Raw genomic sequence first — 25152 nt, 5'->3', positions numbered from 1 at the left:
TATGATAAGGAGGAAAATAAAATGGAAGAAGTCGTTAAAAAAAGACCCATTATGAATAAACAAGCACCAAATAAATCAACAGCCATTATTAATGGAGAATGCTCCAATATATTAAACTGGGATGATGTTCGCTATCAATGGGCGTTCCCGAAATACAAAAAAATGCTTGCTAATTTTTGGACACCGTTTGAAATTAATATGAGTCAAGATATGAAGCAATTCCCTGAACTATCTGACGATGAACAGGATGCATTTTTAAAGATTATTGGCTTATTAGCTTTATTAGACAGTATCCAAACAGATTATGCAGGGAAAGTAGCAGATTATTTAACAGATTCAAGCCTATCTGCTTTAATGATTATTTTGGCACAACAGGAAGTTATTCATAATCATTCCTATTCATATGTTCTATCTAGTTTAGTTCCAATGGAAAAGCAAGAGGAAGTGTTTGAATTTTGGCGAACAGAGCCAATCCTTGAAAAAAGAAATGAGTTTGTAACAAATGGATATGCTTATTTTGCAGAAAATCCAACTCCTAATAACCTATTAAAATCGATTGTATATGATGTAGTTTTAGAAGGTTTATTTTTCTATTCAGGATTTGCTTTTTTCTACCACCTAGCAAGAAATCAAAAGATGGTAGCAACTAGCACGATGATTAACTATATTAATCGTGATGAACAAATTCATGTTGATTTGTTTGTAAAAATATTCAAAGAAGTTCTAAACCAATATCCAGAATATAACAACGAAGAACTCGCCTCTTTCGTGGAGGATACGATGAAGGAAGCTGCAGAATTAGAAATTGAGTGGGCAAGATATATTATCGGCAATAAAATCGATGGAATTCTTCTGCAAGATGTAGAAGATTATATAAAGTTTTATGCGAATGTAAGAGCTAATCAGCTTGGATTTAATCGCCCATTTGAAGGTTATCGCAAAAATCCATTACGCTGGATCAAAGCATACGAAGATGTAGATTTAGGAAAATCGGATTTCTTTGAACAGAAATCACGTCAATATGTAAAAGTCAACCATGTAGACAACGGATTTGACGAGCTATAAACTAAAAATTAAAAGGAGCAACTGTCACTGTTGCTCCTTTTAATCATTTCCTGCACTCTTTGTATTTCATTCAACTAATTCTAACTTTATATATTTGTATTAGATAAATACCTTTTTAGCTCTTTGCTGTTTTTTTTCGAAATAATCTTCTTTTGTCATACAATAATAGACGCTCGTGATGATTTGATTGTTAAAAAGCTTATAGCGATCTTTTTTCTGAAAACGATATTGAAAACCACATTTTTCATTAACTCGTTTTGACTTTTTATTAAAATCAAAATGTCCACACCAGATCAAATCCAATTGCAATTGTTCAAATCCAAAAACTAAAAGATGATTAACCGCTTCTGGTACAATCCCTCTACCCCAATAGGCTGGATTTAAGGCAAACCCAACTTCACGCTGTGCTAAATGAGAAAGCCTAACATCCGGTGTACGCTTATGAAACCCAATACTCCCAATCGCTTTATTTTCCTCTTTCCAAACGATAGCATACGAATTATTATTTTGTAAAAAATAGCGAATTACATCTTTGCTTTCTTGCTCGCTTTTATGGGGAGCCCAACCTGCAAACGGACCAACATCTTCCCTTTTTGCATATTCATATAAATCTTTGTAATCCGATTCTTGCCACCTTCTTAGCAGCAATCTTTCTGTTTCAAATACGCCCATCGAAATTCACCACCATAAATGTTAAAATCTTCTCATGAATAATTTATCGTAAAGCTAGTCTTTCGTAGATATCTTGTAAAGTACGACATCCTAATTTTTGTGCCCTTTCTAAATAATGACACCATAGAATAGCAGTTAATTTAGCATCACCCAATGCATGATGACGATCGATTACTGGAATATCACTAAATGTACACCAGTCCTCCAATGTTAATATCTTTATGTTTGGTTCAACAATTTTAAATAAAAAGGCCGTATCTACAATTCGATGCTTAAAAGGCGTTTTGAAACTTTTCCAGCATGCAGATTGCATAAAGCTTTTCTCATGCGAGGAGTGATGGGCTACAAGGGTATCCTCGTCTATGAATTCAAAAAATTGTACAAGTACATCGGATAAGGGCGGGGCATCCTGCAAATCATTGGTTTGAATTCCTGTTAGGCGACTAATTTCTTCTGGTATTTCAACACCCGCATTCACTAATGTATAAAATTGTTCCTCTAGGATCTGACACCCTTGCACTTTAACTGCACCAATTGAAATAATTTGATCCCCTTTATCGGGTAAAAAACCCGTTGTTTCTATATCAAAAACAACAGCTTTTAAATTATCTAATGGCAATCTGGAAGCAACTTCAACTTTTAAATCTTTCTGAAGCTGGCGCATAAAAGCGATTTGCTGTGAATTACTTCCACTCGAGGTAGCATGCAATACACTCGAATTGACTTTTCCGTATAAATCTCTCATGTATTGAAGAAATGATTCTACTCCCATGTTAACACCCTTTTTCCATTATCCTTTGTACTTGTTGATATAATTTGATACCATTTCGCATTAACGTTTTTATTTCTTGCCTCTGTTCTTTCGATAACTGTTTGATATTCAAATAATGAACGTCTTCATATGTTTTTGCTTCTTTAAATAAAATGATTCGATATTCTAATATTCTATTAAATGAATATTCATAGGCTTTTAACCATTCGTCATATTTCTTTATCTCTCGCAAAGACTTTATTCGTTCTATTGTAGATGTTTCTTGAATTCTCTCTCGAATGGAAAGAAGTCGAATTGAATTTACATACGGCAAATACATGGTATGTTTTAAATGAATGGAGCCTTTGTGACTTCCAGATCTTTCAACGAAAAATTGGCCAAATATTCCTACCCCTTTTTTTATCCGCATCACATTATTCATAAATCTTTTTAAAAGGGCTGGATGCATAACACAATACTGATGTATATAGTTTCTTAATTCCTGAACATATTCTTGGTCTCCAAAAATTTTTCTGCTGTCATAAAAAATTTGCAAAAATCTAATCGATTCCCAGTTTTCTTTTACCAACCATTGATGTAATTGTTGTTTCCACTCTTCTAAAGATTTACACCATGTTGAATTACTGCTCATGACATTTCCTTCACAGTATGGATATCCTATCTCATCCAAAGCATCACTAATCCATTTTCCGAGTTTCATAAAATATTGATTGCAGGTTATTTCTGTTTTCTCATAAATAATCCCATGATCTTGATCGCTTAAAATCCCCTGTTCCTTTCTACCAGCACTTCCTGTTACAAACCATACAAAGGAGCACGGAGGTTCTCCATTTGTTTTAATATATTCAGAGAGGATATATTGAAATAAACAATTAAATATTCCATCATGAAATTTATTTAATTCCTTGCTATTATACCTATTTGTTTTTAAAAAAACTTCCTTTTCCTTTTTTAGCTCAGTTAATCGTCTATTTTCAGAGCACATCCATGCACTTCCTTTGGTAAAAGATATTCATAGTATATTTACATTCAATTTATATTTATGTCTATCTTATCATGTTATCTTTATCCCTGACTCTTTTCATAAAGAGAAACTTTCATAAAAGGATATTTCCGTCATTCACAAATCACCATACACTATTACCTATAAAACGTATTCAAGCTGTGAACCTTATTTTCAAAATGGATTTATGGATAAACTTTAACAACTAAACAAATAAGCAATGCCCTATAGTTTAAAAAAAGATAAAAGCCCCACTTTTCAGCGAGACTCCTATCCTAGTAGGTTCAGTAGCATTATCCTTAAAAAGGGCTATTAACCATTACTTATAAGCTTTTTGTTTCTTCTTTTGATAAGAAAGTTTCAGGGTAACCATATGAACCATGTTCACTGATATCTAAGCCCATGATTTCTTCCTCTTCTGTTACACGTAGTCCGCTGACTTTCTTGATAACAAATAGGATGACATAGCTTACTGCAAAAGCGAAAAGTCCACAAGTTATTACACCAAGTGCTTGAATACCTAATTGCCCAAATCCTCCACCGTAGAAGAGACCAGCTTTACCTACGCCAGTATACTCAGCTAACTCTGCTGTCGCAAATAAACCATTTGATAACGTACCCCAAATCCCTGCTGTTCCGTGTACAGATAAGGCAAAGATTGGATCGTCAATTTTTCTACTTTCAAAGAAACGAGCACTGTAAAATACAAGAACTCCAGCAATTAAACCAATAACAACTGCTGCCCATGGTTCTACGAACGCACAAGACGCTGTAATTGCAACAAGACCAGCTAATGCCCCATTTAGCATTGTTGTGATATCAGATTTACCTAACACAATCCAAGAAATTAACAATGCTGCAACTGCACCAGCTGCTGCTGCTAAGTTTGTGTTTAATGCAACATATCCGAAAAATCCATCTGAAACAGAAACAGTACTACCAGCGTTAAATCCAAACCAACCTACCCAAAGAATCAATACACTCAGCGCAGTATAAACTTGGTTATGTCCGAATATTGGGTTAGCAGAACCGTCTGGATTATATTTACCAATACGTGGTTTTAATAGCATTGTTGCAGCTAATGCAGCCGCAGCACCAGTTAAGTGAACAACCGTTGATCCAGCAAAGTCTTGTTTGCCGTGCTCTGCTAACCAGCCGCCACCCCAAATCCAGTGTGCAATGATTGGATAAACCAAAATACCAAATAATATAGAGAAAATTAGATATACAGATAATTTCGCACGCTCTGCAAATCCTCCTAGAGCAATCGTTAAGGAAATTCCAGCAAAAGCTAGTTGGAAGACAAAGAATACGGTAGTTTGTAACCCAGCATCCTCAACTTGCCCTCCTCCATAGAAAAAGTCGCTCATCCCTACAAAGAAATTTGCATTATCTCCAAAAATGAATCCGTAACCTACAGCCCAGAATACTAATGAGGCAATTCCAAAAGTAAAGATTGTTTTTCCTGCGATATGTCCCGCATTTTTCATTCTTGTGGAACCTGCTTCTAATAATATAAATCCACCAAGCATAAAAATAACTAAAATTGCAGCAACCATTGTCCACAAGCTGTTCATCAAAAACTCTAAATTTTCCATTAAGATTCCTTCCCCCTTTATGTATATATACTTACCATCAAGTGTCACATAATCTAACACTCTAATAACTTTATTTTACCTATATTAAATTTTCTGTCAATAAGAATTTGAAAAATAATTTTCTTAAAAATTAAAATATTATAACTAGTTTCATTTTATTCTACATTTTTTTGATTTTCCAATATAATTTTATGTATTTTTCACCCTATTTTAGTAAGCGTTATCATAATAACAAGTTAAACGGGCACGATTCTTCTCATTTTCCCCACTACTAATCCCGTCCTCTATAAATGTAAAAAAAGCTGACAAGAAGTCAGCTTTTCATTCGTATATTAGCAAATAAAAGTTGCACCAACGATAATTAATAAGATAAATAATACAACGATTAGCGCGAATCCGCCGCCATATCCAACACCAGCGCCATATCCGCAACCATAACCATATCCACCATAACCGTACATATATACATCTCCCTTTCTCATTTTTGTAGTATATTAACCATTTCTATAACTGGTTAACGAGGAAGGAGCCTCTATATTTTTTCTTAACTAGCTCCTCTTACAAAATTATTGTATGCAAGGATATATATTTGGGTTGGGTGAATGTCTATTTTTCCGCAAAAAACCTGCATTTGAATGAAAGCTTCCACCAAAATACAGCTACTCTTGGTCAGTAACCACTTTCTTTAGTCGCTTTGTTTGCTCATAGGGATTATCTGCCATGCTAATTTCCGAAATAATTGCAACTCCATCTGCTCCTGCTTTAATTACAGGATATGCATTATCGATCGTAATCCCGCCAATTCCTACTATTGGTATTCGAAGATTTAGTTGTTTAACTTTTTCGATAAGGGATGTTCCTTGCACTTCCTTCGCATCTTTTTTTGTGCTTGTTGCATAAATGGGACCAATGCCGATATAATCAGCACCTGCCTCCATTGCCAGCTTTATTTCCTCTATTGAATGAGCAGATACACCTAATACCTTATTACCGATCCATTCTCGAACCTTTATTGCATTCTCATCCTCCTGGCCAATATGCACTCCATCTGCATCTAATGCTATCGCGAGTTCAATATCATCATTGACTAGAAATGGAACATTATAATGATTACATAATTTTTGCATTCTTTTTGCAAGTTGAAATTTTGCTTCTCCTTCTAATGCATCGCTTCCTTTCTCTCTAAATTGGAACACCGTAATGCCGCCCTTTAATGCTTCTTCTAGTACATAATCAGGAGCTAAGCTGCTGTTATTGCTTCCCATAATAAAATACACTTTTAGCAATTCTTTTATTTTTTCACTTGTATATATTGTCATATTTCCTCCGAATAGCTATTTGTGCCTACCTTTTACTTTCTTGGTAAGCCCAATGATTTGTCGGACCATGTCCGCTTCCTATATGAAGATCCATTTTAATTGCTTGGTGAATAAAATCTTTTCCTAATTGAAAGGCATCCTTAACTGAATAACCATTTGCAAGAGCTGCTGTTATTGCAGCAGAAAAAGTACAGCCGGTTCCATGCGTGTTTTTAGTTGGAATTCTTTTGGCCAACAAACTTGAAAAGCAAGTTCCATCATAGAGTAAATCAACAGACTCCTTTTCCTTTCCATGTCCCCCTTTAATAATGACATTGGAAACTCCCAACGCTGATAATCTTTTCGCTGCTTCTTTCCTATCCTCCATATTTTGAATATTCAATCCAGTCAATTCCTCGGCTTCTGGTATATTCGGAGTCAATACTGTAGCTATTGGTAGAAGCTTTTTTTTCATGGCATCTATTGCTTCTTTTTGAAGTAAATTAGCACCACCTTTAGCAATCATTACAGGATCTACCACCAAATTCTCCCACTTGTATTGCTTTATTTTATCTGCTACTAATTCGATAATTTCACTATTAAACAGCATCCCTGTTTTTAAAGCATCTGGCTTTAAATCAACAGCTATGCATTCTATTTGTTGTTCAATCGCCTCCAATGACATTGGATACACTCCATCTACCCCCAGTGTATTTTGTGCTGTTACAGCTGTAATAGCACTCATTCCAAACACTTTAAGCTCTTGAAATGTTTTTAAATCGGCCTGAATCCCAGCTCCTCCTCCACTATCAGATCCTGCGATTGTTAATGCTTTTGCAGTAGTCATTGATGTGCCTCCTCTTCTATTTCCACTTTCATCCATTTCTTTACATCAGCTTCGTTAATTTTCGCTAATCGATTTAATAATTCCATTTGAAAACTTCCTGGACCATCCTCTTTCGTTTTTTCAAAGGCAAGTTCTGCAGCGATCCCATATGTAACTAAAGCAGCTGTAGAAGATAGTAATATATCTCCTTCCACAGCAATAAAGGCTCCGAGAATGGCTGAAAGTAAGCAGCCAGTTCCTGTAACTTTTGTCAACATCTCATGACCGTTACCAACGAGAGTAAGTTTCCCGTTAACGGATACGACATCTTGTTCACCCGTAATGACAACAGGTACTTGTAAAAGCTTTGATGCTTCTAACGCAATTTCACGATTATCATGTACATTTACAGAGTCAACACCTCTCACTTCCGCTTTTATCCCAGCAACATTAGCTATCTCTGCTGCATTGCCTCGAAGTAATGTAATATCTACTTCCTTCATAATGCGATGGACAGATTCTGTACGATACCTAGTTGCACCTGCTCCAACAGGATCCAGAATAACAGGTGTATTGGCGACATTTGCGGCCTTTCCGGCAATAATCATGCTCTCCACATTTCCAGCCGTTAATGTACCGATATTAAGTACAAGGGCATCTGCTACTGTTGCCATATCTGCAACTTCTTCCTTTGCATATGCCATTACTGGTGAAGCCCCTAATGCCAATAACCCATTTGCTGTAAAATTTGTAACTACTACATTCGTAATATTATGAATAAGTGGTATTTTATTTCTTACTCTTGTTATTACTATTGGAATCATTTCATATATTTCGTTCATCTAATAACTCATTCCCTTCTTGTTTCTTTATTAATAGTTTTATTTACTTCCTACTATTATCACTATATAAAATTATACATAGTAAAAAAGCCATAACTGACTGTAATGTAAAGCACGCGAAATAATAGGAAGCTACGTGCTAATTTCAGCAATTATGACAAAAATAAAAACACTACGCCTAAGCAAAGTGTTCTTCTATACTAGACACCTCCCTACGCTGGCATTATCCAACAGGTTCATTCGGTCAATGGCAGAATAGCCATACTCTCAGCCTGTTTCAAACAAGCTCCCGATTCTTATTCAATTGATTTCATTTAAATTTTAGCGAAAATATTCGAATAATGCAAGAATTGTAGGCTAATAGTCTAATGCATATAAATAATCTTCCTCAGGTGCTACCGTTTTTTCAGCTTTATCCATTTTAATCACTGGAATCACTTGACCTTCATATTCCTTCTTATCCAATTTCCCTTTTAATGAAAACCATTGATCGCTTTGTAAACCACCAACATCTCCTTCTATCATATAGCCGTATATTCCAAGGTCAGCAATGCAATGTGTCATGACATATCTTGCAATGACCGCCTCCTTATCCGTAAAGGATTCCTGTCGATGAATGAAGCCGGTAATCGTGATTTCTTTTCCAATCATATTGTCCAAATTACTGTTAATCCTATCCATCGATTGCAGATAATTATCATCATCTATTATCATCATGTCTTCCTCCGCCTCAGAAATAGCTTGACTTACAGAAGACGTCTGTCCATGTTCGTATTGAACATTGGGAAGAATGCTCTTGTTAAACGACATATCTTGTAAGGTGAAAAACAAAAATAACGGACTAAAAAATATGAAATAAGACAGTGCTAGGTTCATTAACGAAGCATTTTCATCACACACATCACAGTCACAATCTGCTCCCTTTAAATTGCTATTTAGCAAACGAAAAAAGCCGAGAAAAAATAACAAGAACATCGTGATATATAGAAACGGAACCATATTAGGCTCAACAAGTCGCGTCACATCACCTGTTACCAACAATTTAAAAATAAGGAGACTAAAGCCAATCAGCACAATCCCTTGCAGCTCATTCGCCAATTGCCATGTTGGACTCCATTTGATTTTCACCGCTTTTCCTCCTTATTTTGAATTAATCTAACATAAAATGAACTTCCTTAATAGAAGTTTTCGAACTTTCAGCAATAGATTCACTTAATTCTCTACCTTAAAAAGAAACAAGTCTCTTTTACCGAAGTTTAAGAGGGTGATAAAAAGAATCCTGATAATACAGATAGGATATATACAACAATCGTCACAATCAATATAAATAATAGGACAAACTTGATTCGAAAGGAAGCCATCATAACGAATGTATTTTTAAAATCGAGAATCGGTCCAAACACCAAAAAGCTAATAATTGCTTCAGGGGTAAACGTCCTTGAAAAGGAAGCTGCCACAAAAGCATCTGCTTCTGAGCATAAGGATAATACATATGCCAGACCCATCATAACTGCAGTTCCTTCAATCGATGATTCTCCTGCTTGCATAATATAGCTATCCTTTAAATATACTTGAGCTACACTCGCAAAAACTGCTCCGATAATAAAATATTTGCCAATTGTAAAGAATTCATGGCATGTATGATGCAGAATGCCTTTCCACTTCGAATCACCTTTATTCTCATTAACCGGAACCGATGACATTAAATCCTCTCGGTGTGTTTTTAATACCTTTTGCTTAGAAAAAAGCATGTAAATAATAAAACTTACTATGATGCTTGCTAAAACACAAATAATAAAACGCCCATATGCAATCGATATATTATTTTGGAAAGCATAGTATGTACTCCCAAAAACAATGAAGTTTAGAATCGGCGCCCCCATTAATAACACCACACCAATATGAACCGGAATACCTTTTTGGATCAGCCTGCGAACAACTGGGATGATCGCACATTCACACACTGGTGTAATTAATGCAGCAATTAATGCCACTATAATTGCTATAAAGGGATTTTTAGGCATGATTCTTGCTATCGTTTCTTCCGAAATATAGAGATTGATAATAGAGGAAGCAATTGCCCCTAACAATAAAAACGGTAAAGCCTCCAGAAAAATCCCTAAAAAAAAGACAAAAATGGTTTTAATCTGATCTGGCATCTCAAAATTGATTTTATTTGCAACATATATATCTCCGAAAAAAAACAAATACATTAAAGCCATAAACAAGCCAAATATAAAAATATCCTTTAAACGAGTTGGGATGGACATAGTATGCTCCTTTTCTTACATCGGTCTACTATTACTTATTACATATCTATGCTTGTCCTAACCAATTATGCATACATACCATAAAAAGAGTGTAGGCTTATAAGGTTCCATAAGACTACACTCCATAGAATTAAATACTTACTTCTTTTGGTAATTTTTCTCCTATTATGATAATTTCTCCTTTTCTATTCGGAACATTTTCTGATACTTTTTGCCATTCCAATAGTCCTGATGCATATTGAAAGTGATACCATAATTGATCTTCACTATTTTTTATAGTGCCTTTAGCGCGCAGAAGTTTATCTTGATTGTTTTTTAAAAAATCTCTTAAATCCCTTTTGGTCATGGCAGTTGTTTGCACTAATTTTATCGCTTTAATATGATGGTGGTGGTGGTGATGAAATGAAATGGAATGTTCTTTATTGCTGTTTATTTGCTTTTTTTCTAAAAATTCTGTGACACCATTCCCATATTTACTATGTATCAACGGTGCATCTGCATTTATTTTTCTAATCCTTTTTTCTACTTTTTCGATTGCCTGTTTACTTGATAGTTGATCTATTTTATTTAAAACAAGCATTGTCCCATTTTCAATTTGTTCTTTCTGCAATTGTCTTACTTCTTTACTACTCGAAAAAACGCTTGTATATTCTATAAAGTGCAAACTATCAATCAAGCAAATACTTTCAGCAATATGAAAAACTTCTCTATAAGCCTTTTCATTAAATGTCTCCATTATTTCAGAAGGATTAGCTACACCTGTTCCTTCTAATAAAACGACTTCAATATTTTCCTTATATAAAGTCTCTGTTAAATCATCCAGGGTAGTTCTTAAATCATCTTTAATGGAGCAGCATACACACCCATTCAAAAGTTCATAGAGTGATTCATCATGAAATAGATGCCTTTCTATATTCGTTTCGCCAAGTTCATTCAAGATAATAGCATACTTCTTATTTTTCCCTTTAAAATACTCCATACATTTTAAAAGCGTTGTTGTTTTCCCACTGCCAAGAAATCCATTTATTAAATAAACGTTGATTTTTTTCATCATAAAACCTCCTGCTTATAGTGAAACGAACCATCAGTAAGTGGTGTCTTCCTCCACCCTGATGAATGGTTGAACCAATCGGACCTTTCAGGACAGTTGATCTTCCACTTATCTTCCTCCCATTCTCAATAGCAAAAGATGAAGGATTTACTGCCGTTTATGAGTGGGATAATGCTATCGCTACTTTATGCAAGAGGATATTTTATTATGACAAATTAATAGGTAAACTGATAAAGATTCCTTCTAAGCTGATCTGCCATTTCTGATAAATTTTTTGCCGAGCCTGAAATTTCTTCTATGGCAGCTAACTGTTCTTCTGTTAAAGATACAACTTCTTCAGACGATGTAGAATTTTCATATGCAATTTGTGCTAATTCGCCAGCTGTTACACTTACTTCTTTAAGCGTTTTAGCCATTTCATTTGATGTAGATGTAACACTTTGAATATGTGGTGTCATTTCATTCATACTAATAACTATTTCTTGAAACTTCGTATTTGATTCATCCGTTACTTTCATCCCTGTTTGTACAGCGTTAGACACCTCTGACATTCTATATACTGTATTTTCAGTCGTTTTTTGAACATCCTTAATCAGCTGAGAAATATTGCTTGCAAATTCACCTGACTGCTCAGCAAGTTTTCGAACTTCATTTGCCACAACTGCAAATCCTTTCCCTTTTTCCCCTGCTCTTGCTGCTTCTATTGCAGCATTTAAGGCTAACAGATTTGTTTGTTCTGAAATTGTCGTAATACTTTCCGTAATTTTTCCAATATGCTTTGACTGCTCCACTAATTCCTTAATCATTTTATTTGATTCTACTACAGCCTCATTTATCACATCCATTTGTGCTAGTGTTGCCTGAATAGCATTTCCACCTGTATAAGCTTTCGTCAATGTTTCAGTAGATAGTTCTGAAACATTCTTACTATATTCAACGATTTTGTTCGTACCATTTAAGATGGATTCAATATCATCTGCATTATGCTCTATTCCTTTTGTCTGTCTTTCAGCTCCACTAGCAACTTGCTGAATGGTATTCGTTACATGTTCTGATGCAATCGTTACTTCATTGGCGCTTGCTGTTAACTGTTCTGCACTTGCTGCAACACTCTCCGAACTATTTTCGATATTTCGGAGAAGTTTTTGTAAGTTATCCTGCATATATTGAAAAGCAGTCGATAATTCGCCAATTTCATCTTTTGTCTCCATATGAATTGTTTTTGTTAGATCGCCATTGCTTACCATTGTAGCGTGACTCTTTAATTTTTTTATTGGTTTAATAATAGAGCGAACGATTATGACCATCATTATTCCACCAACAATAAGGGAAACAGCTAATATTACTGTAATCGCATACAAAAGGCCTTTTGTATGATTTGCAATTTCTGATTTTTCCAGTGTCCCAGCTAACTTCCAGCCTGTAAGCTTATTTGTTTGATAGACCATTTTTCTATTAACCTTATCTACTATATAATCCAATGTTCCAGATTCTTTTTTGTAAAGGGTTTCATAAAATATTTCCTTTACAATGTCTCCTTGCTTTTCTTCAGGGTGAACAATGAAACGTTTTTTCTGGTCAAGCAGTATAACATAACCTTCTTTGCCAAACTTTATATCACTTGCTAGTTCTGCTAAATAATCTAGATTCATCGTAACTGCTATAACCCCTGCGTTGTCCGCAATTGTTTTGCCAATTGTAATCACCATTTTTTTAGAAACGGGAGATAAATATGGATCCATAATAACCACTTGTCCTCCTTGATTTACAGCGGATTTATACCAATCTCTTAATCTTGGATCCATCTGATCGTCCAATTCTTCTGTAGACTTCTGAATAAGTTTTCCATCATTTGTTGCAATATAAATGCTCGAAACCTCTGGATGAACTTTAATGTATTGCTCTATAGTGGTCTGCAGACTAGCTGGTTTTTTCTCCATTGCTTCTTTTGTTATCGTTTCTGACAGTGCAGAAACATCATATACTTTTTGTGACATTAAATTAGTTATAGATGTATCTAACACATTTAAATTAGTGCTTGCATTGTTTATAAAATCCTTTTCCATTTGATTATTTGCATATAGAAACGAAAATGCACCAATTAGGATACTTGGGATTAACAGCATTGCTAAAAAGGAAAAAACAAGCTTTTTCTTAATTGGTATTCCGATATTTTTTCGAAATGGAAATTTTCTCATACTAACCGCCCTCTCTTTGTATACGCATACATATAAACAAAAATAAATAGGTAAATCATTCCTCAGCTCTCTTATTTTACAATAGATAGGACATGATTCCTATGCCATAAGTCATATTTTCTACTTGTTACTCGTTAACAGTTTTTTCTTGCACAAATGTCAGGCTTATATTACAGTATAATTAAAATTTTTAAAATAAAGAGCAAGGAGAGATTTATGGAGAAACCGCCGATAAAAGTTGTGATAGGTGCAGGGGAATTTAGAAATAACCCTGGATGGATTCATACCCAAGAAGAAGAACTAAACCTTTTAGATGAATCAACCTGGCAACGTTTTGAACATTCATCCATTACGGCCATTTTAGCGGAACATGTATGGGAGCACTTAACCTTTGAACAAGGTGTTCAAGCTGCCTCCATTTGCTACCATTACTTAAAACATTCTGGTTATGTTTGTTGTGCAGTTCCAGATGGATTCTTCCCGGACGAGTCGTATCAGCAAATCGTGCAAATTGGTGGGCCAGGACCAAAGGAACATCCAGCAGCTAGCCATCAATTTGTCCATACCTATCATACATTGCGAAAAATGTTCGAACTAGCAGACTTTAAGGTTCACTTATTAGAGTATTGTGATGAAGACGGGATTTTTCACAAGAATGAGTGGTATGGAGAAGATGGTGTGATTTTCCGGTCAAAACAATTTGATCCAAGGAATCAAGGGGATAAATTAGCATTTCCCTCTCTCATTATAGATGCAGTGAAAAGATAAGAAAATTTACAATAATGACAGATAAAATACGCTTCCTTCCATCTTTTTGTCTAGTTTCTAGTTAATAGTGAGGAAGCATTTTTTTGAAAAAGCATATAAAAAGAACCACTAGGAAATTAGTGGTTGTCTTTGATTTAGATTTCTTTTAAGCTCGCTATATCTACTTCCGTCTGTTCTTCCATACCACCTACCAGATGAACAATTACAGTCGCATCTTCTTCTTTTATATCATCAATCCACACAGACACTCCGTTATACTGAACCTCTATTTCAGCTGATGAGGATAGTATTTGCTTCACTCTGTTAATATCCAAAATATCACCTACTTTCTTTGAAAGAACCTTCTTACATTCATATGTCATGAAGAAGATTGCGGTTCTAATTTTAATTAAAACCTTTTTTCATTATGTGAAAGTACTGACATTTTTATTCTGTTAATTTTGAATAGACCTAGTTGGCTTTTGAAATACTCTATTTTTTATAATGACTACCGTTCCTTTTCTCGATAACAATAAAACAAGTACTATCAGGAAGGCTAACTAACTTCTGCTCGATATCTGTCACTTTCACATCAGGCAAAAGATGCTCCTCATAGCCCTCTTGCAAGTAATGGCGAAACATCAGGATTTCGCCATTATTCCCGATCACATTTTGTATAGCCTCTTTATATTCACTTGGAGTAAAATAGCCAAACTGCTCTTGTACTTCATGGGGATAGGCTTCTTCTCCCCATGTATATGTATAGAGAAATTCCATTGCATCATTAACGAGGAGCTGAACAGTGTTTTCTTCTAATTGCTTGTATATGATATTTCTTCCTTTAAAATCCTTTACATATCGCTTAAAAAATTCGATGCCATCTGATTTTTTAAATTCTATTTGCCTTAATTCCTCTTTTGGCTCTGTCATAATCCCATCTCTGATAATGATTCTTCCGCCAGGCTTTAGCACATCGAATGCACTTTTAAGACTATGGATGATAACTTCTCGATTAAATTTTTTGCCATTATAGGGTATATAAGAATACATTTCATGGAGGATAGAAGAGTATATTATTGTATCTATACTATTAAGCTCAAACGATTCTTTTAATTGAAGCGCATCAGCTTGTTTCACCAACCAAGATTTCTTTTCTCTTCTTTTTCTTTTTTCTAATGCTTCGATAACATTTATTGAAATATCCATTCCGATAATTTCTGCATGTGGATGTTTTTCAGATAAAATATCTAACATTACCCCTCCGCCTGAACCTATGTCAAGCATTATATTACCAACTGCATAGTCAGCAATAAGCTTTTTATGATTTTCTGCATTGTTCATATCTGTAAGGTATTTTGTTTCATTTTGCAAGCGATCAAAACCATCTTTGCGAAAGCCAAAGAAATCATATAAGAGGATGATAGCACGTTCGTAAAGTGGCGATTTTTCTGCTTCTTGACAGAATTCAATTAATTTTTCGCCTGCCTTGGAATAAGTAAAAGTTACACAAATATTTTCATTTACAGTATTAAGTGGAATAATCGTTAATTCAACATGAGCATTTATACTCTGTCTTCCGACAATTAATTCTTCTAAAGTATGTTCTTTCAAATATGCCTCAATAATCCTCTTTTTATATAAATTTACAGTCTTTTTCCCTTTATAATCATAATAAATATTCTTCATAAAGGGTTCAAAGCTGATTTGTTTTATTGTTAATGGATTGGCTTTTTGATAAATGAGTAAGAAGATTTTTAAAAATTCTTCGAAAGCGAAATCATGAAGTGCAGACTCTACATACCACATATCTGTTTTATTAAAAAAAATTTGAAATAGCTCTTTAAGCTTCAGACTTGAGAACAATTGATCATACACTTGATCAAAGTTTTCTCCACGTTTTATTGCCGAATTTCTTAGTCTCTTTATTCTCTCCTTTAAAGAAAGCTCTTTTTCTCTTATGCCTCCTATAATAGAACGAATAACATCTTTAACTTCTTGATGAACATCACTCCAGATTTGTGGAGAAACTGCTTCAATTATACATTGATTTAACAAAAGATTAAAAAATTCCGTCGAATTTACTTTATTGTATTTATAGATATAGACAATTAAAGGTTCTAATTGGCAATAACGGACTTCTCCTCTAATAAATTGGCCAATAAGTCCGTGGGTATAAATAAGTGTAAAAATAAGTTCTTCTTTTTCCAGATCTCTTTCCTGTATTGACAGTTTCATTTTTTCCTCTGCGTAAATTTGTGCAGACCCTATATTATGTATCCCTAATTGAAATCCAAGTCGACTCCATTCTCTCCTTTTGGAGGGGGAACCACATTTAGCCACATCACTCCAAACCAAAACTTCTTCAAGGATTTGTTTCTCCCTCGTATGTACAATTGTACTGTTGTCTAAAATCACTAACGCTCTTTCAATATAGGACAATACTGGATGACTATCTATTTCTGACAGGGAATGGACTTGTTCGAGGTTAACATTCTTTTCCTTTGTAATATATAGATATTGCAGCCATCTATGGTTACGAAGTTCCTCTTTATCTCCCTTTTTTACTTTTTGAATGGATAGTAACGATTCAAGCATGGAAATCACTCCTATTGACGAATCTTTTTTCAAAACAACTTCAATTTACCTTTTAACAAAACGAAGAACAGCATTTTTAAATAGTTCTTGATTTTCAATATAAGCATGATGACCACCATCTATAACATAAATTTCTGCTTCTTTACAGTTAAAAGATAAATGATGATTTGGTCCCACCGCATCGTCGGACTTCCCTGCAGTGATTAATATCGACTTATGAATATCTCTTATTACGCTAGTAAAATTTTGAAAATATTCCTTGGATGAAAAAATGTATTTTTGGAAAAAAGGATTTAAGATCCTCTTTCGTTATTTATTAACTTGGCTCTGTTAAAGTTTAATGTTGATATTTCTTATAAAACGAAATCTCCTAATTTATGGAAGTTCCATTTTATAATATTTGCTTATTCAACTAACGTCCCCGATAGTTTAAGTGAAATCGTTCACAAATTTATTCTTTAATGACATAAAAAAGAGACCCAGAAGTCATTCCCCCTAGTTTAAATACCTTATCTCAAAAACTTTATTAATAAAAAAAATATTTAACGGTTTGTGTTTTATATACGAACATAAGTACTTGAATTTTAATAATTAGTCAGCTATACTGATTATTAGTAAATCTGATTAATTTAGGAGGTGAATATTACACTTGGAAAAATGGAATCAATCATATGGTTTTTTGTTAGGAAAAGTTCTTCAACAAATGGAAACCAAGTTTGCTGAAGGACTGACTCCTTATAAAATTAATGCTAGACAATATGGAGTCCTTTTATTTATTAGTGGGAACCCTTATTGTTCACAAAAGGATATTTCCGAAAATCTACAAATTGATCGGACGACTATGGTTAGCCATATCGATCACCTAGAAACTTTAGAATTTGTAGAGAGAACTAGAAATCCTAATGATAGAAGATCATATAGTCTTTTAATCACATCAAAAGGGACTCAAGTTTTAGATTCACGTTGGGAATTTCTAATTGAAACGGAATTAGAGGTACTCATCCCTTTAAACCATCAAGAAAAACAATTGCTGAAGGAGTTTCTTGTGAAAATTTGGTATACATTATAAAACTGGAGGTAACTATTAAATGAATGCACTTGATTATTTTAATGCACGTCTGGAAGCAACTATTAGTCCTATGGATTATTTAAGATTGGCACAAGTCAATCCAGAAAAATATTTTCTAATTGATGTAAGAAACGGTCCTGAACATGTAAGAATTCTAACAATTAAAGATGCTAACATCATTCCTCAACAAGAGTTGCAAGAACGATTACATGAGATTCCTAAAGAAAAAGAAATTGTAGTTTACTGTTGGGATGTTTGGTGTAATACAGCAGCTAAAGTAGCAGCTTTTTTGCTAGAACGTGGCTATAAAGTAAAAGAGTTGACTGGCGGGATAGCTGCATGGAAAGAAATGAATTTTCCTGTATCAGATGTTGCTCAAGATGCTAATCTATCAGATAATTGTGGATGCTAACTCTAATGCATACTAAAAAACGGTTTTGGATTGGAATTGCTTCACGAGATCATGTTTTAAATGCAGTACAAGGCGGATTTGCTCAGCTTTGCCATGGCAAACTGGCTCCTTTAAGAAATATGAGCACTGGTGATTGGATTATTTATTACTCTCCTAAGATTAATTTTAAAGAGAGTGCTCCTCATCAAAAGTTTACTGCTATTGGAAGAATTATTGATGAGGATGTTTATCAGGTAAATATGGGGAATGATTTTGTACCTTTTCGAAGAAATATTGATTTTTTCCCTAGCATTAAAACACCCATTAAACCATTAATCCCAAAACTGTCATTTATTAAAAATACAAAATACTGGGGTCATTCCTTTCGATATGGTCATATAGAAATAAGCGAAAAAGACTTTAAACTAATAGCAGAAAAAATGGTTAATAAAAAAGGAGATAGAACTCATTAAACTGGCTCCTATGTCAAGGACACAATAAAAAAAGAGACTAAGCAATTAAAAGGTGATTCGTATATTGAATAGGGGTCATCTTTTTTAAATTCCATTGATATCGATAATTGTTATAGTAAACCATGTAATGTAATGATTTATTTTTCCCTTTAGTTCTTTTATGGTTTGACAAGATTGATAGTCTACCTCATCTTTTAAATGTCCAAAGAATGACTCTTGGGGGCATTGTCCCAAAAGTTTCCTCCTAGACATAGATTGTCCTAGTCCATATTCTTTTAATAAAATTTGATATTTTGGACTTGTGTAATGGCTACCTTGGTCTGAGTGAATAAAGGCATCTTCATGTAGAGTAACTTTCTAGTTGTTCATTAATTTATGGATGGTCTTGGTAGCGATATCAAGAGTGATACGATCAGAAACATGGTAAGCTAGTATCTCGTTGGTGGATGCATCTTTTATGGTCGACAAATAAGCCATATAGTTACCACTATATGGAAAATAAGTAATGTCCGTTAATAACACTTTTCCAGGAACACCTTGTTTAAATTCTCTGTTTAACATGTTTGAAATAACCTGTTGTTCCTTTGTTGCTTTTGCGATTTTTTTAAGGATTTGGCCCTCTATGAAGGCAGACTATTCCGTATTTCCTCATTATTCTTTGTATCTTTTTTCGACTAAAGCTAATGTTATATTTATTCTCCAATATCATTTTAATGGACCGGGAACCTTTCTTATATCCCCGTCGATTAAAGGCTTTTAGTATGACTTCTTTCGCTTCCAAGTCCAATTGTTCTCTCGCTTCTCGGATAGTATATGCTTGAAGGAAGCTGTAGTATCCAGAACGAGAAACCTCTAAAAGATCGCAAAAATACTTGGTCATACGCTTAAATCCATTTTGTTTAATGGTCTCAGAAATTAATTGATTTACTCTACTTGGTTCTAGGTTTTTTGTTTCGTTTAGCAGCCTCCTTTCTGTCACTTCTAGCTTTTTTAATAACTCTACCTGTCCCTCCAATAGCTTAATTTTAGCTTCTTGCCTTTCAATCACTTCAGATGGCGTAAGTTCTCGCTTTAATGGTCTACCAGAACCGGCTTTTCTTGAGTCTGTGAGTGCGATTAACTCATCCTTTTCATAGGCTTTCTTCCACCTGTATGCGGATTGTTCAATTCGCTTCATTCCTATTGCGTCCACATCAAAGTCGTTATCCATGAAGATTTGTCGAGGAAGTTTTCCACCTAGATACTCATCCATAAATCTATTTTTAAATAAATCCGTATAGGTAATAGCTCGCTCGCTGAAACTTTGTACATTTGGATTCCTTTTAAGCATTTTTATCTCTTTAGTTGAAAAAGTAATTTTGTGTGCTAAAATTCCGTTATGCTAGCTGTGTTCGCATCCTTTGATTTAATAATTCTTTGACCGTTTGTACAGTATCTTCTACAAACTCATCGCCTTCATTTGGCTTAAGATATATAAACTCGTGGTCATCAGAAATCGTATTGGTATGATAAAAATTAGTGATATTTCTAATCTGTTTAAGTGTTTGACCCTGCGGAAAGAAATCAAGGTACTCTTGAAAACTATTGATGTGTTGAAACTCCGTCCAAAAAATATTATCTTTATGATTTTTAAGATATAAAAAATCTAAACCATACCAGTCTCGCTTAACAAGAGGAGTGTATTCAGGGGTGTTTAATATTTGCTCGAACACTTTTTCTTTTTTCTTTTGGTCAGTGAACGCAATCCACTTCTCATCAGTCACCAAATGGATATAGTATCCAAGATAATAGGAGATTTCAATAAGCGAACTTTCTTTTTCGTCACAGAGATATTGTTGGTAAAAAGAATCAGAGTTGATTTTCCCTTCAATCTCGAAATGAGTAGTTTTTTTTGGAGGTGTGGGTTTACCATCCTCTCCGATTAGTCCACAATCTGGTCCAATATTACCAACCAAAAATTCAATTTTGGATACAGGAAGTTCTGTTTTTAATAATTCTTCAGTAATCCTAAAGTGAGTAACCCAAGTAGCCAAATTTTTCACTCCTTAAATGGTTATGTATTTTTATATTGAGAAGGATTTCGGCAACAATGCTTATAACCCATTTTTTGCATTTTGTACTAATTGCTTGTTAAACTAGCCTGCCGTTAGCTGCATAATCATCTCTTTAATATAATACCATAAAAAGTAAATTGTTCCTTGTTATAATTAAAAGCAACAATCTTTACGAAAAGAGCCTTAGAAAAATAGCCAAAGCTATTAGCGTTTTTCATAGCGTTTATTCACTCCTTCTACTTTTACTCTTCGATAATCTAGTAGAATTTCCTTCTTCCTTTCAATCATCGTGAAAAGTCAATTATATAATGAAGTTTAGAAGTAAAACGGAGGGATCTAGAGATTGACTTTTTTATTATGAAGCTATTTTTCTCGATATTTCCCAAACGCAAAAAGGCGGAATTTGCCCCAATATGGACAAATTCCGCCTTTTGCTTTTTTGATTGCTGTGTATAGGACTCATTATGTTAACAGAGATTAGGGGGCGTTCTGAAATAGAACAGGGGTACATTTCAATTTATAGTTAACATAAATAATACTCATTATGTTAACTATAAATTATAATAAATATTTCTTATTCTAATGGAATTTCATTTTTTAAAGACTCATTAAATTGTTTTATTAATTCAGCTTTTTCCTGTTCACTTTTAATTAAAATATCTCCATAAATAGGTACAAGAGTGTGAAACTTTTTTTCTTCATTATATTTTGTTACAAATAAATACTCTTTACCTTCTTCTAAAAGATTATCTCCCTCAACTAAAACTAACTCTTCTTCCATATATCCACCTTGTTGATTTACTATTATTTCTTGTTTAAGAGTCCCTTTTATATTTTTAATCACTTTCACATTAAATTGAGTTTCTGGTAATAAATCAATTATTTCAGATCCTTCTTCAGAAATTACTTTTCCTATGAAAACATTTTGAGAAAAGCCAACTAATTCTCTTTTATCTTCAGGATTAAAAGCATAACTATAACTAATAGTATTACCCACTAAATTTTCAGATTTCGTAGAATTATTATTAATATAATTAATACCAATAAATGAGAAAAAAACTAAACATAAAACTAATGGAGATAAAATATACCCCAAACGTTTCCGTTTCTTTTTTTTATTTTCTATTATAGATTGAATATTTATTTTACTAGGAAAAGAGTTTTGTTCAGCTATTTCAAGTAATGTTTTTTTTACCTTTTCTTTCATCAGGAAAAACCTCCTTATTTTCTAATAAACTTTTTAACCTTTGCTTTGAATAATATAATCTAGATTTTATGGTACCTTCTTTTATATTTAATAATTGCGAAATTTCCTTTATTGATAAGTCTTGAAAATAAAATAAAATTACAATAATTTGATGCTTAAAATCCAATTTTTCTATAGCTTTCATAATTATCTCAGATTCTTCTTTTTGTAAATATATTGATTCTGGAATTATTGTCGTTTCTTTAAAGTTATAATCCATAAAATTCATAAAGAAAAATCGTTTCCTCTGTAATTTTAAAGTCGTATTAATTAAAATTTTATTAAACCAAGTTTTAAATAAAGCCTTTTGAGGATTATATTTTTTTAAAGATTTAAAAGTTGCAAATAAAGCTTCTTGTACAGCATCTTCAGCAAGTGAATAATCTTTCAAAAGTAAAAAAGCAGTCTGATAAGATATTTTTAGATAAGGTTCTAATAAAACATTGAATTTTTCAATATCTCCTAATAATATTTTCTCAATTATTTCTTGTTCTTTATTCACATAACTAACCTCCCTTCTATATTTTATTACCAATAAAGAAACAAAAGGTTCAAAAAAAATGCGGAAAATCCACATGTTTTTTGAACCCATTATTTTTTACTTTAATTCAGTTGGTACGATTTCTTCATCTAAAGCATCATTAAAATTTTCAACTAAATCATCTTGTATTGATTCTGTCTCAGCGGTAAGATTTCCATATGCAGGAATTAAAGTATACCAATTCTCTGATTCTAAATATCTTGTAGAAAATAGATAAGTATTTCCTTCTACAAGTAACTCATCACCTTCAAATAAAACCAATTCTTTTTGTCCATCTTCATACTCTAAATAACCACCTTGTTGATTAACTGTAACTATTCCAGATAAATCACCTTTAATATTTTCAATTATTTCCACTGAATACTGTGTTTCAGGAAGATATTCTTCAATAGATTTAGTTCCTGTTTGTTTAATGACTTTCCCAAGAAAAACATTATCAGAAACACCAACTAATTTTTTATCATCTGTTACATCTGTAATAAAATCAGGATGAAGTATAACTTCTTCTACCTTACTTTTGTTTGGATTAGAATTACTAGCTTCAATTTTATCTGTTTGATTATATGCTGAAACTCCAAAAGAAGTAACTGTAATTATTGAAATAAGACCAAAAGTTAAAATTATTCTTTTCATTTTTAAATTCCCCCTTTTTAATATCCCCATAAAGAATGATAATCGCTTTTATCATGAGCACCTAAAGAAGTTTTAGTTGTAGCAGCATAATACATGATTTCTCCAGAATAACTATGAGCTAAACCAAGAGCGTGACCTAATTCATGAGTAAAAACATTTTGTTTTTTTGCAGCAGTATAACCACTTAAATAATGTTTATTAAGACGAATTATATCTGCTCCTGTGACTCTTTGATATTGCCCAGCCCAAGTAACATCACTTCGAGTAACATCTACAAAAGATATATCTTCTACAGTGCTAGCTGTATCACCAAGAATTTTAATTGGTGTAATCCCATTCCAAGTTTTTATTGCAGCATTACGTGCTGTCGTATAAGATGTTGATCCTTTAGCTGTTCCCCAACGAATTTCTTTACCATCAACTGAAGAATAACCTAAAAAATGAGCAGACGCTTTAACTGGTGTAAAAACAAATCCAAAAATTAATGCCAACGCGAATAACCCTAATACACTTTTGCTAAACATTTTTTGAATCATTTTACAACCCCACTTTCAATTTGATTGGTTTTTTTCTCTACCTATATTCTTCAAAAAATACATAAATCCTCCAATTTAATATCTTTTTTTACAAAATATTTTTAATATAAAAAATAAAGTGAAAAATAACGAAAAAAATAAATATTTCTGTTCTTACTTTAAAATTTCCGGTTGCTATGGCGAAACGTAATTAATTTAATACAAAAATAGGAAGACAAAAAAACTCCAACATAAAATGGTACCTGTAGTTAGGACACTTGAAAAAGAGTGTTTTATCTACAGGTATTTTTTTATATACTTAAATTACTAAAAAGGAATTAGGGGACAACATGAGTAAGATAACATTTTCAACTAAAGAGATAAAAATGCTTAAAAGGAATCCAAATGTACAAAGTGTCAGCGAGCGAGCTATTACCTATACAGATTCATTTAAAAATAGATTTATGGATGAGTATCTAGGTGGAAAACTTCCTCGACAAATCTTCATGGATAACGGCTTTGATGTGGACGTTATAGGAATAAAGCGAATTGAACAATCCGCATACAGGTGGAAGAAAGCCTATAAAAAGGATGGGTTAATCGGACTCACAGACTCAAGAAAATCCGGTTCTGGTAGACCATTAAAGCGAGAACTTACACCGTCTGAAGTGATTGAAAGGCAAGAAGCTAGAATTAAGCTATTGGAGGGACAAGTAGAGTTATTAAAAAAGCTAGAAGTGACAGAAAGGAGGCTGCTAAACGAAAACCTAGAATCAAGTAGAGTATATCAATTAATTTCTGAGACCATTGAACAAAGTGGATTTAAGCGTATGACCAAGTATTTTTGCGATTTTTTAGAAGTTTCCCGTTCTGGATACTATAGCTTCCTTCAAGCATATACTATCCGAGAGGCGAGAGAACAATTGGACTTGAAAGCGAAAGAAGTCATACTAAAAGCCTTTAATCGACGGGGATATAAGAAAGGTTCCCGGTCCATAAAAATGATCTTGGAGAATGAATATAACATTATATTTAGTCGCAAAAAGATACAAAGAATCATGAAGAAATATGGAATAGTCTGTCCTCATAGGAAAGCAAATCCTTATAAAAAAATCGCTAAAGCTACAAAGGAGCATCAAGTCGTACCAAACAAGCTAAACAGAGAGTTTAAGCAGGGTATACCGGTGTTTGTCAACATAGTTGTCGCATTTAGTTACTTTAGTGTTGTGTTCAGTCAAGGCTACCGCGCTACGCTTGCTGGCCTGATGATTTGAATGGAAAGGAAATCCATTC

At 33.5% G+C, this 25152-nt stretch carries 26 protein-coding genes, 1 pseudogene and 1 riboswitch; of the genes and pseudogenes, 6 read left to right on the top strand and 21 right to left on the bottom strand.

Features of this window, described 5'->3' with window-relative positions:
* Window positions 1-21: 21 nt before the first annotated feature.
* Window positions 22-1065 (top strand): ribonucleotide-diphosphate reductase subunit beta, encoded by a 1044-nt coding sequence (locus ACTQ5K_RS21475; RefSeq protein WP_235252258.1) that lies wholly within the window; start codon window positions 22-24, stop codon window positions 1063-1065.
* Between the two features lie 99 nt (window positions 1066-1164).
* Here the strand turns inward: ACTQ5K_RS21475 and ACTQ5K_RS21470 are convergent, their stop codons facing one another.
* The 12 genes from ACTQ5K_RS21470 to ACTQ5K_RS21415 all read right to left on the bottom strand — a co-directional run bounded on the left by ACTQ5K_RS21470 (window position 1165) and on the right by ACTQ5K_RS21415 (window position 13595).
* Window positions 1165-1737, bottom strand: coding sequence for a GNAT family N-acetyltransferase (locus ACTQ5K_RS21470; protein WP_048716696.1), 573 nt, complete (start codon window positions 1735-1737; stop codon window positions 1165-1167).
* A 43-nt stretch (window positions 1738-1780) separates the two neighbouring features.
* Complete coding sequence (locus ACTQ5K_RS21465; protein ID WP_031536750.1) at window positions 1781-2509, bottom strand: exonuclease domain-containing protein; 729 nt, start codon at window positions 2507-2509, stop codon at window positions 1781-1783.
* Between the two features lies 1 nt (window position 2510).
* Complete coding sequence (locus ACTQ5K_RS21460) at window positions 2511-3494, bottom strand: DUF294 nucleotidyltransferase-like domain-containing protein (protein ID WP_235252260.1); 984 nt, start codon at window positions 3492-3494, stop codon at window positions 2511-2513.
* 341 nt (window positions 3495-3835) lie between these two features.
* Window positions 3836-5110 (bottom strand): ammonium transporter, encoded by a 1275-nt coding sequence (locus ACTQ5K_RS21455; RefSeq protein ID WP_235252261.1) that lies wholly within the window; start codon window positions 5108-5110, stop codon window positions 3836-3838.
* Window positions 5111-5442: 332 nt separating this feature from the next.
* Complete coding sequence (locus ACTQ5K_RS21450) at window positions 5443-5571, bottom strand: YjcZ family sporulation protein (protein WP_081836594.1); 129 nt, start codon at window positions 5569-5571, stop codon at window positions 5443-5445.
* A 198-nt stretch (window positions 5572-5769) separates the two neighbouring features.
* Window positions 5770-6429 carry a thiamine phosphate synthase gene (gene thiE / locus ACTQ5K_RS21445; protein WP_031536747.1) on the bottom strand — a complete coding sequence of 220 codons (660 nt, stop codon included), beginning with the start codon at window positions 6427-6429 and terminating at the stop codon, window positions 5770-5772.
* Between the two features lie 25 nt (window positions 6430-6454).
* Entirely contained in the window at window positions 6455-7255 is an 801-nt protein-coding gene (gene thiD, locus ACTQ5K_RS21440) for a bifunctional hydroxymethylpyrimidine kinase/phosphomethylpyrimidine kinase (protein ID WP_235252262.1), read from the bottom strand.
* Window positions 7252-8076: a hydroxyethylthiazole kinase gene (gene thiM, locus ACTQ5K_RS21435; protein ID WP_031536745.1), complete on the bottom strand. Its 825-nt coding sequence runs from the start codon at window positions 8074-8076 to the stop codon at window positions 7252-7254. Before thiM ends, thiD begins: the two co-directional genes overlap by 4 nt.
* Window positions 8077-8268: 192 nt before the next feature.
* Window positions 8269-8379: riboswitch (TPP riboswitch) on the bottom strand.
* A gap of 54 nt (window positions 8380-8433) precedes the next feature.
* Window positions 8434-9204 (bottom strand): TIGR03943 family putative permease subunit, encoded by a 771-nt coding sequence (locus ACTQ5K_RS21430; protein WP_235252263.1) that lies wholly within the window; start codon window positions 9202-9204, stop codon window positions 8434-8436.
* A 128-nt stretch (window positions 9205-9332) separates the two neighbouring features.
* Window positions 9333-10346, bottom strand: coding sequence for a permease (locus ACTQ5K_RS21425; RefSeq protein WP_235252264.1), 1014 nt, complete (start codon window positions 10344-10346; stop codon window positions 9333-9335).
* A gap of 130 nt (window positions 10347-10476) precedes the next feature.
* Window positions 10477-11397, bottom strand: a complete 921-nt coding sequence (locus tag ACTQ5K_RS21420) for a GTP-binding protein (protein WP_235252265.1) — start codon at window positions 11395-11397, stop codon at window positions 10477-10479.
* Between the two features lie 215 nt (window positions 11398-11612).
* Entirely contained in the window at window positions 11613-13595 is a 1983-nt protein-coding gene (locus ACTQ5K_RS21415) for a methyl-accepting chemotaxis protein (RefSeq protein ID WP_235252266.1), read from the bottom strand.
* A 216-nt stretch (window positions 13596-13811) separates the two neighbouring features.
* On the opposite strand from ACTQ5K_RS21415, the gene ACTQ5K_RS21410 reads away from it, so the two are divergent.
* Window positions 13812-14363, top strand: coding sequence for a class I SAM-dependent methyltransferase (locus tag ACTQ5K_RS21410; protein WP_349205126.1), 552 nt, complete (start codon window positions 13812-13814; stop codon window positions 14361-14363).
* A gap of 134 nt (window positions 14364-14497) precedes the next feature.
* Here ACTQ5K_RS21410 and ACTQ5K_RS21405 read toward each other — a convergent pair whose 3' ends face one another.
* The 3 genes from ACTQ5K_RS21405 to ACTQ5K_RS21395 form a co-directional block, all read right to left on the bottom strand.
* Entirely contained in the window at window positions 14498-14677 is a 180-nt protein-coding gene (locus tag ACTQ5K_RS21405; protein WP_031536739.1) for an H-type small acid-soluble spore protein, read from the bottom strand.
* Window positions 14678-14834: 157 nt separating this feature from the next.
* Window positions 14835-16937, bottom strand: a complete 2103-nt coding sequence (locus ACTQ5K_RS21400) for a class I SAM-dependent methyltransferase (RefSeq protein WP_031536738.1) — start codon at window positions 16935-16937, stop codon at window positions 14835-14837.
* A gap of 45 nt (window positions 16938-16982) precedes the next feature.
* Window positions 16983-17114 (bottom strand): hypothetical protein, encoded by a 132-nt coding sequence (locus ACTQ5K_RS21395; protein WP_269320377.1) that lies wholly within the window; start codon window positions 17112-17114, stop codon window positions 16983-16985.
* Between the two features lie 472 nt (window positions 17115-17586).
* Between ACTQ5K_RS21395 and ACTQ5K_RS21390 the strand changes: the two genes are divergently transcribed.
* From ACTQ5K_RS21390 to ACTQ5K_RS21380, 3 genes are read left to right on the top strand one after another with little or no spacing between them, the layout of a single operon-like run.
* A complete protein-coding gene (locus ACTQ5K_RS21390; RefSeq protein ID WP_235252268.1) occupies window positions 17587-18006 on the top strand; it encodes a MarR family winged helix-turn-helix transcriptional regulator in 420 nt (139 codons plus the stop codon).
* A gap of 19 nt (window positions 18007-18025) precedes the next feature.
* Window positions 18026-18418, top strand: a complete 393-nt coding sequence (locus tag ACTQ5K_RS21385; RefSeq protein WP_031536736.1) for a rhodanese-like domain-containing protein — start codon at window positions 18026-18028, stop codon at window positions 18416-18418.
* A gap of 5 nt (window positions 18419-18423) precedes the next feature.
* Entirely contained in the window at window positions 18424-18870 is a 447-nt protein-coding gene (locus ACTQ5K_RS21380) for an EVE domain-containing protein (protein WP_031536735.1), read from the top strand.
* 37 nt (window positions 18871-18907) lie between these two features.
* Here the strand turns inward: ACTQ5K_RS21380 and ACTQ5K_RS21375 are convergent.
* The 6 genes and pseudogenes from ACTQ5K_RS21375 to ACTQ5K_RS21350 all read right to left on the bottom strand — a co-directional run bounded on the left by ACTQ5K_RS21375 (window position 18908) and on the right by ACTQ5K_RS21350 (window position 23880).
* Window positions 18908-20200, bottom strand: a pseudogene (locus tag ACTQ5K_RS21375) (IS3 family transposase).
* 46 nt (window positions 20201-20246) lie between these two features.
* Window positions 20247-20903: a zinc dependent phospholipase C family protein gene (locus ACTQ5K_RS21370; protein ID WP_441994280.1), complete on the bottom strand. Its 657-nt coding sequence runs from the start codon at window positions 20901-20903 to the stop codon at window positions 20247-20249.
* A 595-nt stretch (window positions 20904-21498) separates the two neighbouring features.
* Entirely contained in the window at window positions 21499-22131 is a 633-nt protein-coding gene (locus ACTQ5K_RS21365) for a hypothetical protein (RefSeq protein ID WP_048718548.1), read from the bottom strand.
* Complete coding sequence (locus ACTQ5K_RS21360) at window positions 22100-22672, bottom strand: RNA polymerase sigma factor (protein WP_048718545.1); 573 nt, start codon at window positions 22670-22672, stop codon at window positions 22100-22102. The genes ACTQ5K_RS21365 and ACTQ5K_RS21360 overlap by 32 nt, the downstream gene beginning before the upstream one ends.
* Before the next feature lie 96 nt (window positions 22673-22768).
* A complete protein-coding gene (locus ACTQ5K_RS21355) occupies window positions 22769-23344 on the bottom strand; it encodes a hypothetical protein (RefSeq protein ID WP_048718544.1) in 576 nt (191 codons plus the stop codon).
* A 17-nt stretch (window positions 23345-23361) separates the two neighbouring features.
* Complete coding sequence (locus tag ACTQ5K_RS21350) at window positions 23362-23880, bottom strand: matrixin family metalloprotease (protein ID WP_048718542.1); 519 nt, start codon at window positions 23878-23880, stop codon at window positions 23362-23364.
* A gap of 329 nt (window positions 23881-24209) precedes the next feature.
* Between ACTQ5K_RS21350 and ACTQ5K_RS21345 the strand changes: the two genes are divergently transcribed.
* Window positions 24210-25133: an IS3 family transposase gene (locus tag ACTQ5K_RS21345; protein ID WP_251630048.1), complete on the top strand. Its 924-nt coding sequence runs from the start codon at window positions 24210-24212 to the stop codon at window positions 25131-25133.
* The last annotated feature ends 19 nt before the right edge of the window (window positions 25134-25152 follow it).

This window comes from Niallia sp. Sow4_A1 (genome assembly GCF_052116745.1).
GTDB classification, from domain to species: Bacteria; Bacillota; Bacilli; order Bacillales; family Cytobacillaceae; genus Niallia; species Niallia hominis.
The sequence above is the reverse complement of the archived record's forward strand: the minus strand, read 5'-3'. Positions and strand labels throughout refer to the sequence as shown.

Excerpts from the sequence above, each read along its gene's own strand:
- ACTQ5K_RS21470 (WP_048716696.1), bottom strand. The coding sequence starts at position 1,737 with ATGGGCGTATTTGAAACAGAAAGATTGCTGCTAAGAAGGTGGCAAGAA.
- ACTQ5K_RS21355 (WP_048718544.1), bottom strand. The coding sequence starts at position 23,344 with ATGAAAAGAATAATTTTAACTTTTGGTCTTATTTCAATAATTACAGTT.
- ACTQ5K_RS21385 (WP_031536736.1), top strand. The coding sequence starts at position 18,026 with ATGAATGCACTTGATTATTTTAATGCACGTCTGGAAGCAACTATTAGT.
- ACTQ5K_RS21420 (WP_235252265.1), bottom strand. The coding sequence starts at position 11,397 with ATGAAAAAAATCAACGTTTATTTAATAAATGGATTTCTTGGCAGTGGG.
- ACTQ5K_RS21350 (WP_048718542.1), bottom strand. The coding sequence starts at position 23,880 with ATGATTCAAAAAATGTTTAGCAAAAGTGTATTAGGGTTATTCGCGTTG.
- thiM (WP_031536745.1), bottom strand. The coding sequence starts at position 8,076 with ATGAACGAAATATATGAAATGATTCCAATAGTAATAACAAGAGTAAGA.
- ACTQ5K_RS21400 (WP_031536738.1), bottom strand. The coding sequence starts at position 16,937 with ATGCTTGAATCGTTACTATCCATTCAAAAAGTAAAAAAGGGAGATAAA.
- ACTQ5K_RS21365 (WP_048718548.1), bottom strand. The coding sequence starts at position 22,131 with ATGAAAGAAAAGGTAAAAAAAACATTACTTGAAATAGCTGAACAAAAC.
- ACTQ5K_RS21465 (WP_031536750.1), bottom strand. The coding sequence starts at position 2,509 with ATGGGAGTAGAATCATTTCTTCAATACATGAGAGATTTATACGGAAAA.
- thiE (WP_031536747.1), bottom strand. The coding sequence starts at position 6,429 with ATGACAATATATACAAGTGAAAAAATAAAAGAATTGCTAAAAGTGTAT.
- ACTQ5K_RS21425 (WP_235252264.1), bottom strand. The coding sequence starts at position 10,346 with ATGTCCATCCCAACTCGTTTAAAGGATATTTTTATATTTGGCTTGTTT.
- ACTQ5K_RS21410 (WP_349205126.1), top strand. The coding sequence starts at position 13,812 with ATGGAGAAACCGCCGATAAAAGTTGTGATAGGTGCAGGGGAATTTAGA.
- ACTQ5K_RS21380 (WP_031536735.1), top strand. The coding sequence starts at position 18,424 with ATGCATACTAAAAAACGGTTTTGGATTGGAATTGCTTCACGAGATCAT.
- ACTQ5K_RS21450 (WP_081836594.1), bottom strand. The coding sequence starts at position 5,571 with ATGTACGGTTATGGTGGATATGGTTATGGTTGCGGATATGGCGCTGGT.
- thiD (WP_235252262.1), bottom strand. The coding sequence starts at position 7,255 with ATGACTACTGCAAAAGCATTAACAATCGCAGGATCTGATAGTGGAGGA.
- ACTQ5K_RS21475 (WP_235252258.1), top strand. The coding sequence starts at position 22 with ATGGAAGAAGTCGTTAAAAAAAGACCCATTATGAATAAACAAGCACCA.
- ACTQ5K_RS21345 (WP_251630048.1), top strand. The coding sequence starts at position 24,210 with ATGAGTAAGATAACATTTTCAACTAAAGAGATAAAAATGCTTAAAAGG.
- ACTQ5K_RS21455 (WP_235252261.1), bottom strand. The coding sequence starts at position 5,110 with ATGGAAAATTTAGAGTTTTTGATGAACAGCTTGTGGACAATGGTTGCT.
- ACTQ5K_RS21415 (WP_235252266.1), bottom strand. The coding sequence starts at position 13,595 with ATGAGAAAATTTCCATTTCGAAAAAATATCGGAATACCAATTAAGAAA.
- ACTQ5K_RS21460 (WP_235252260.1), bottom strand. The coding sequence starts at position 3,494 with ATGTGCTCTGAAAATAGACGATTAACTGAGCTAAAAAAGGAAAAGGAA.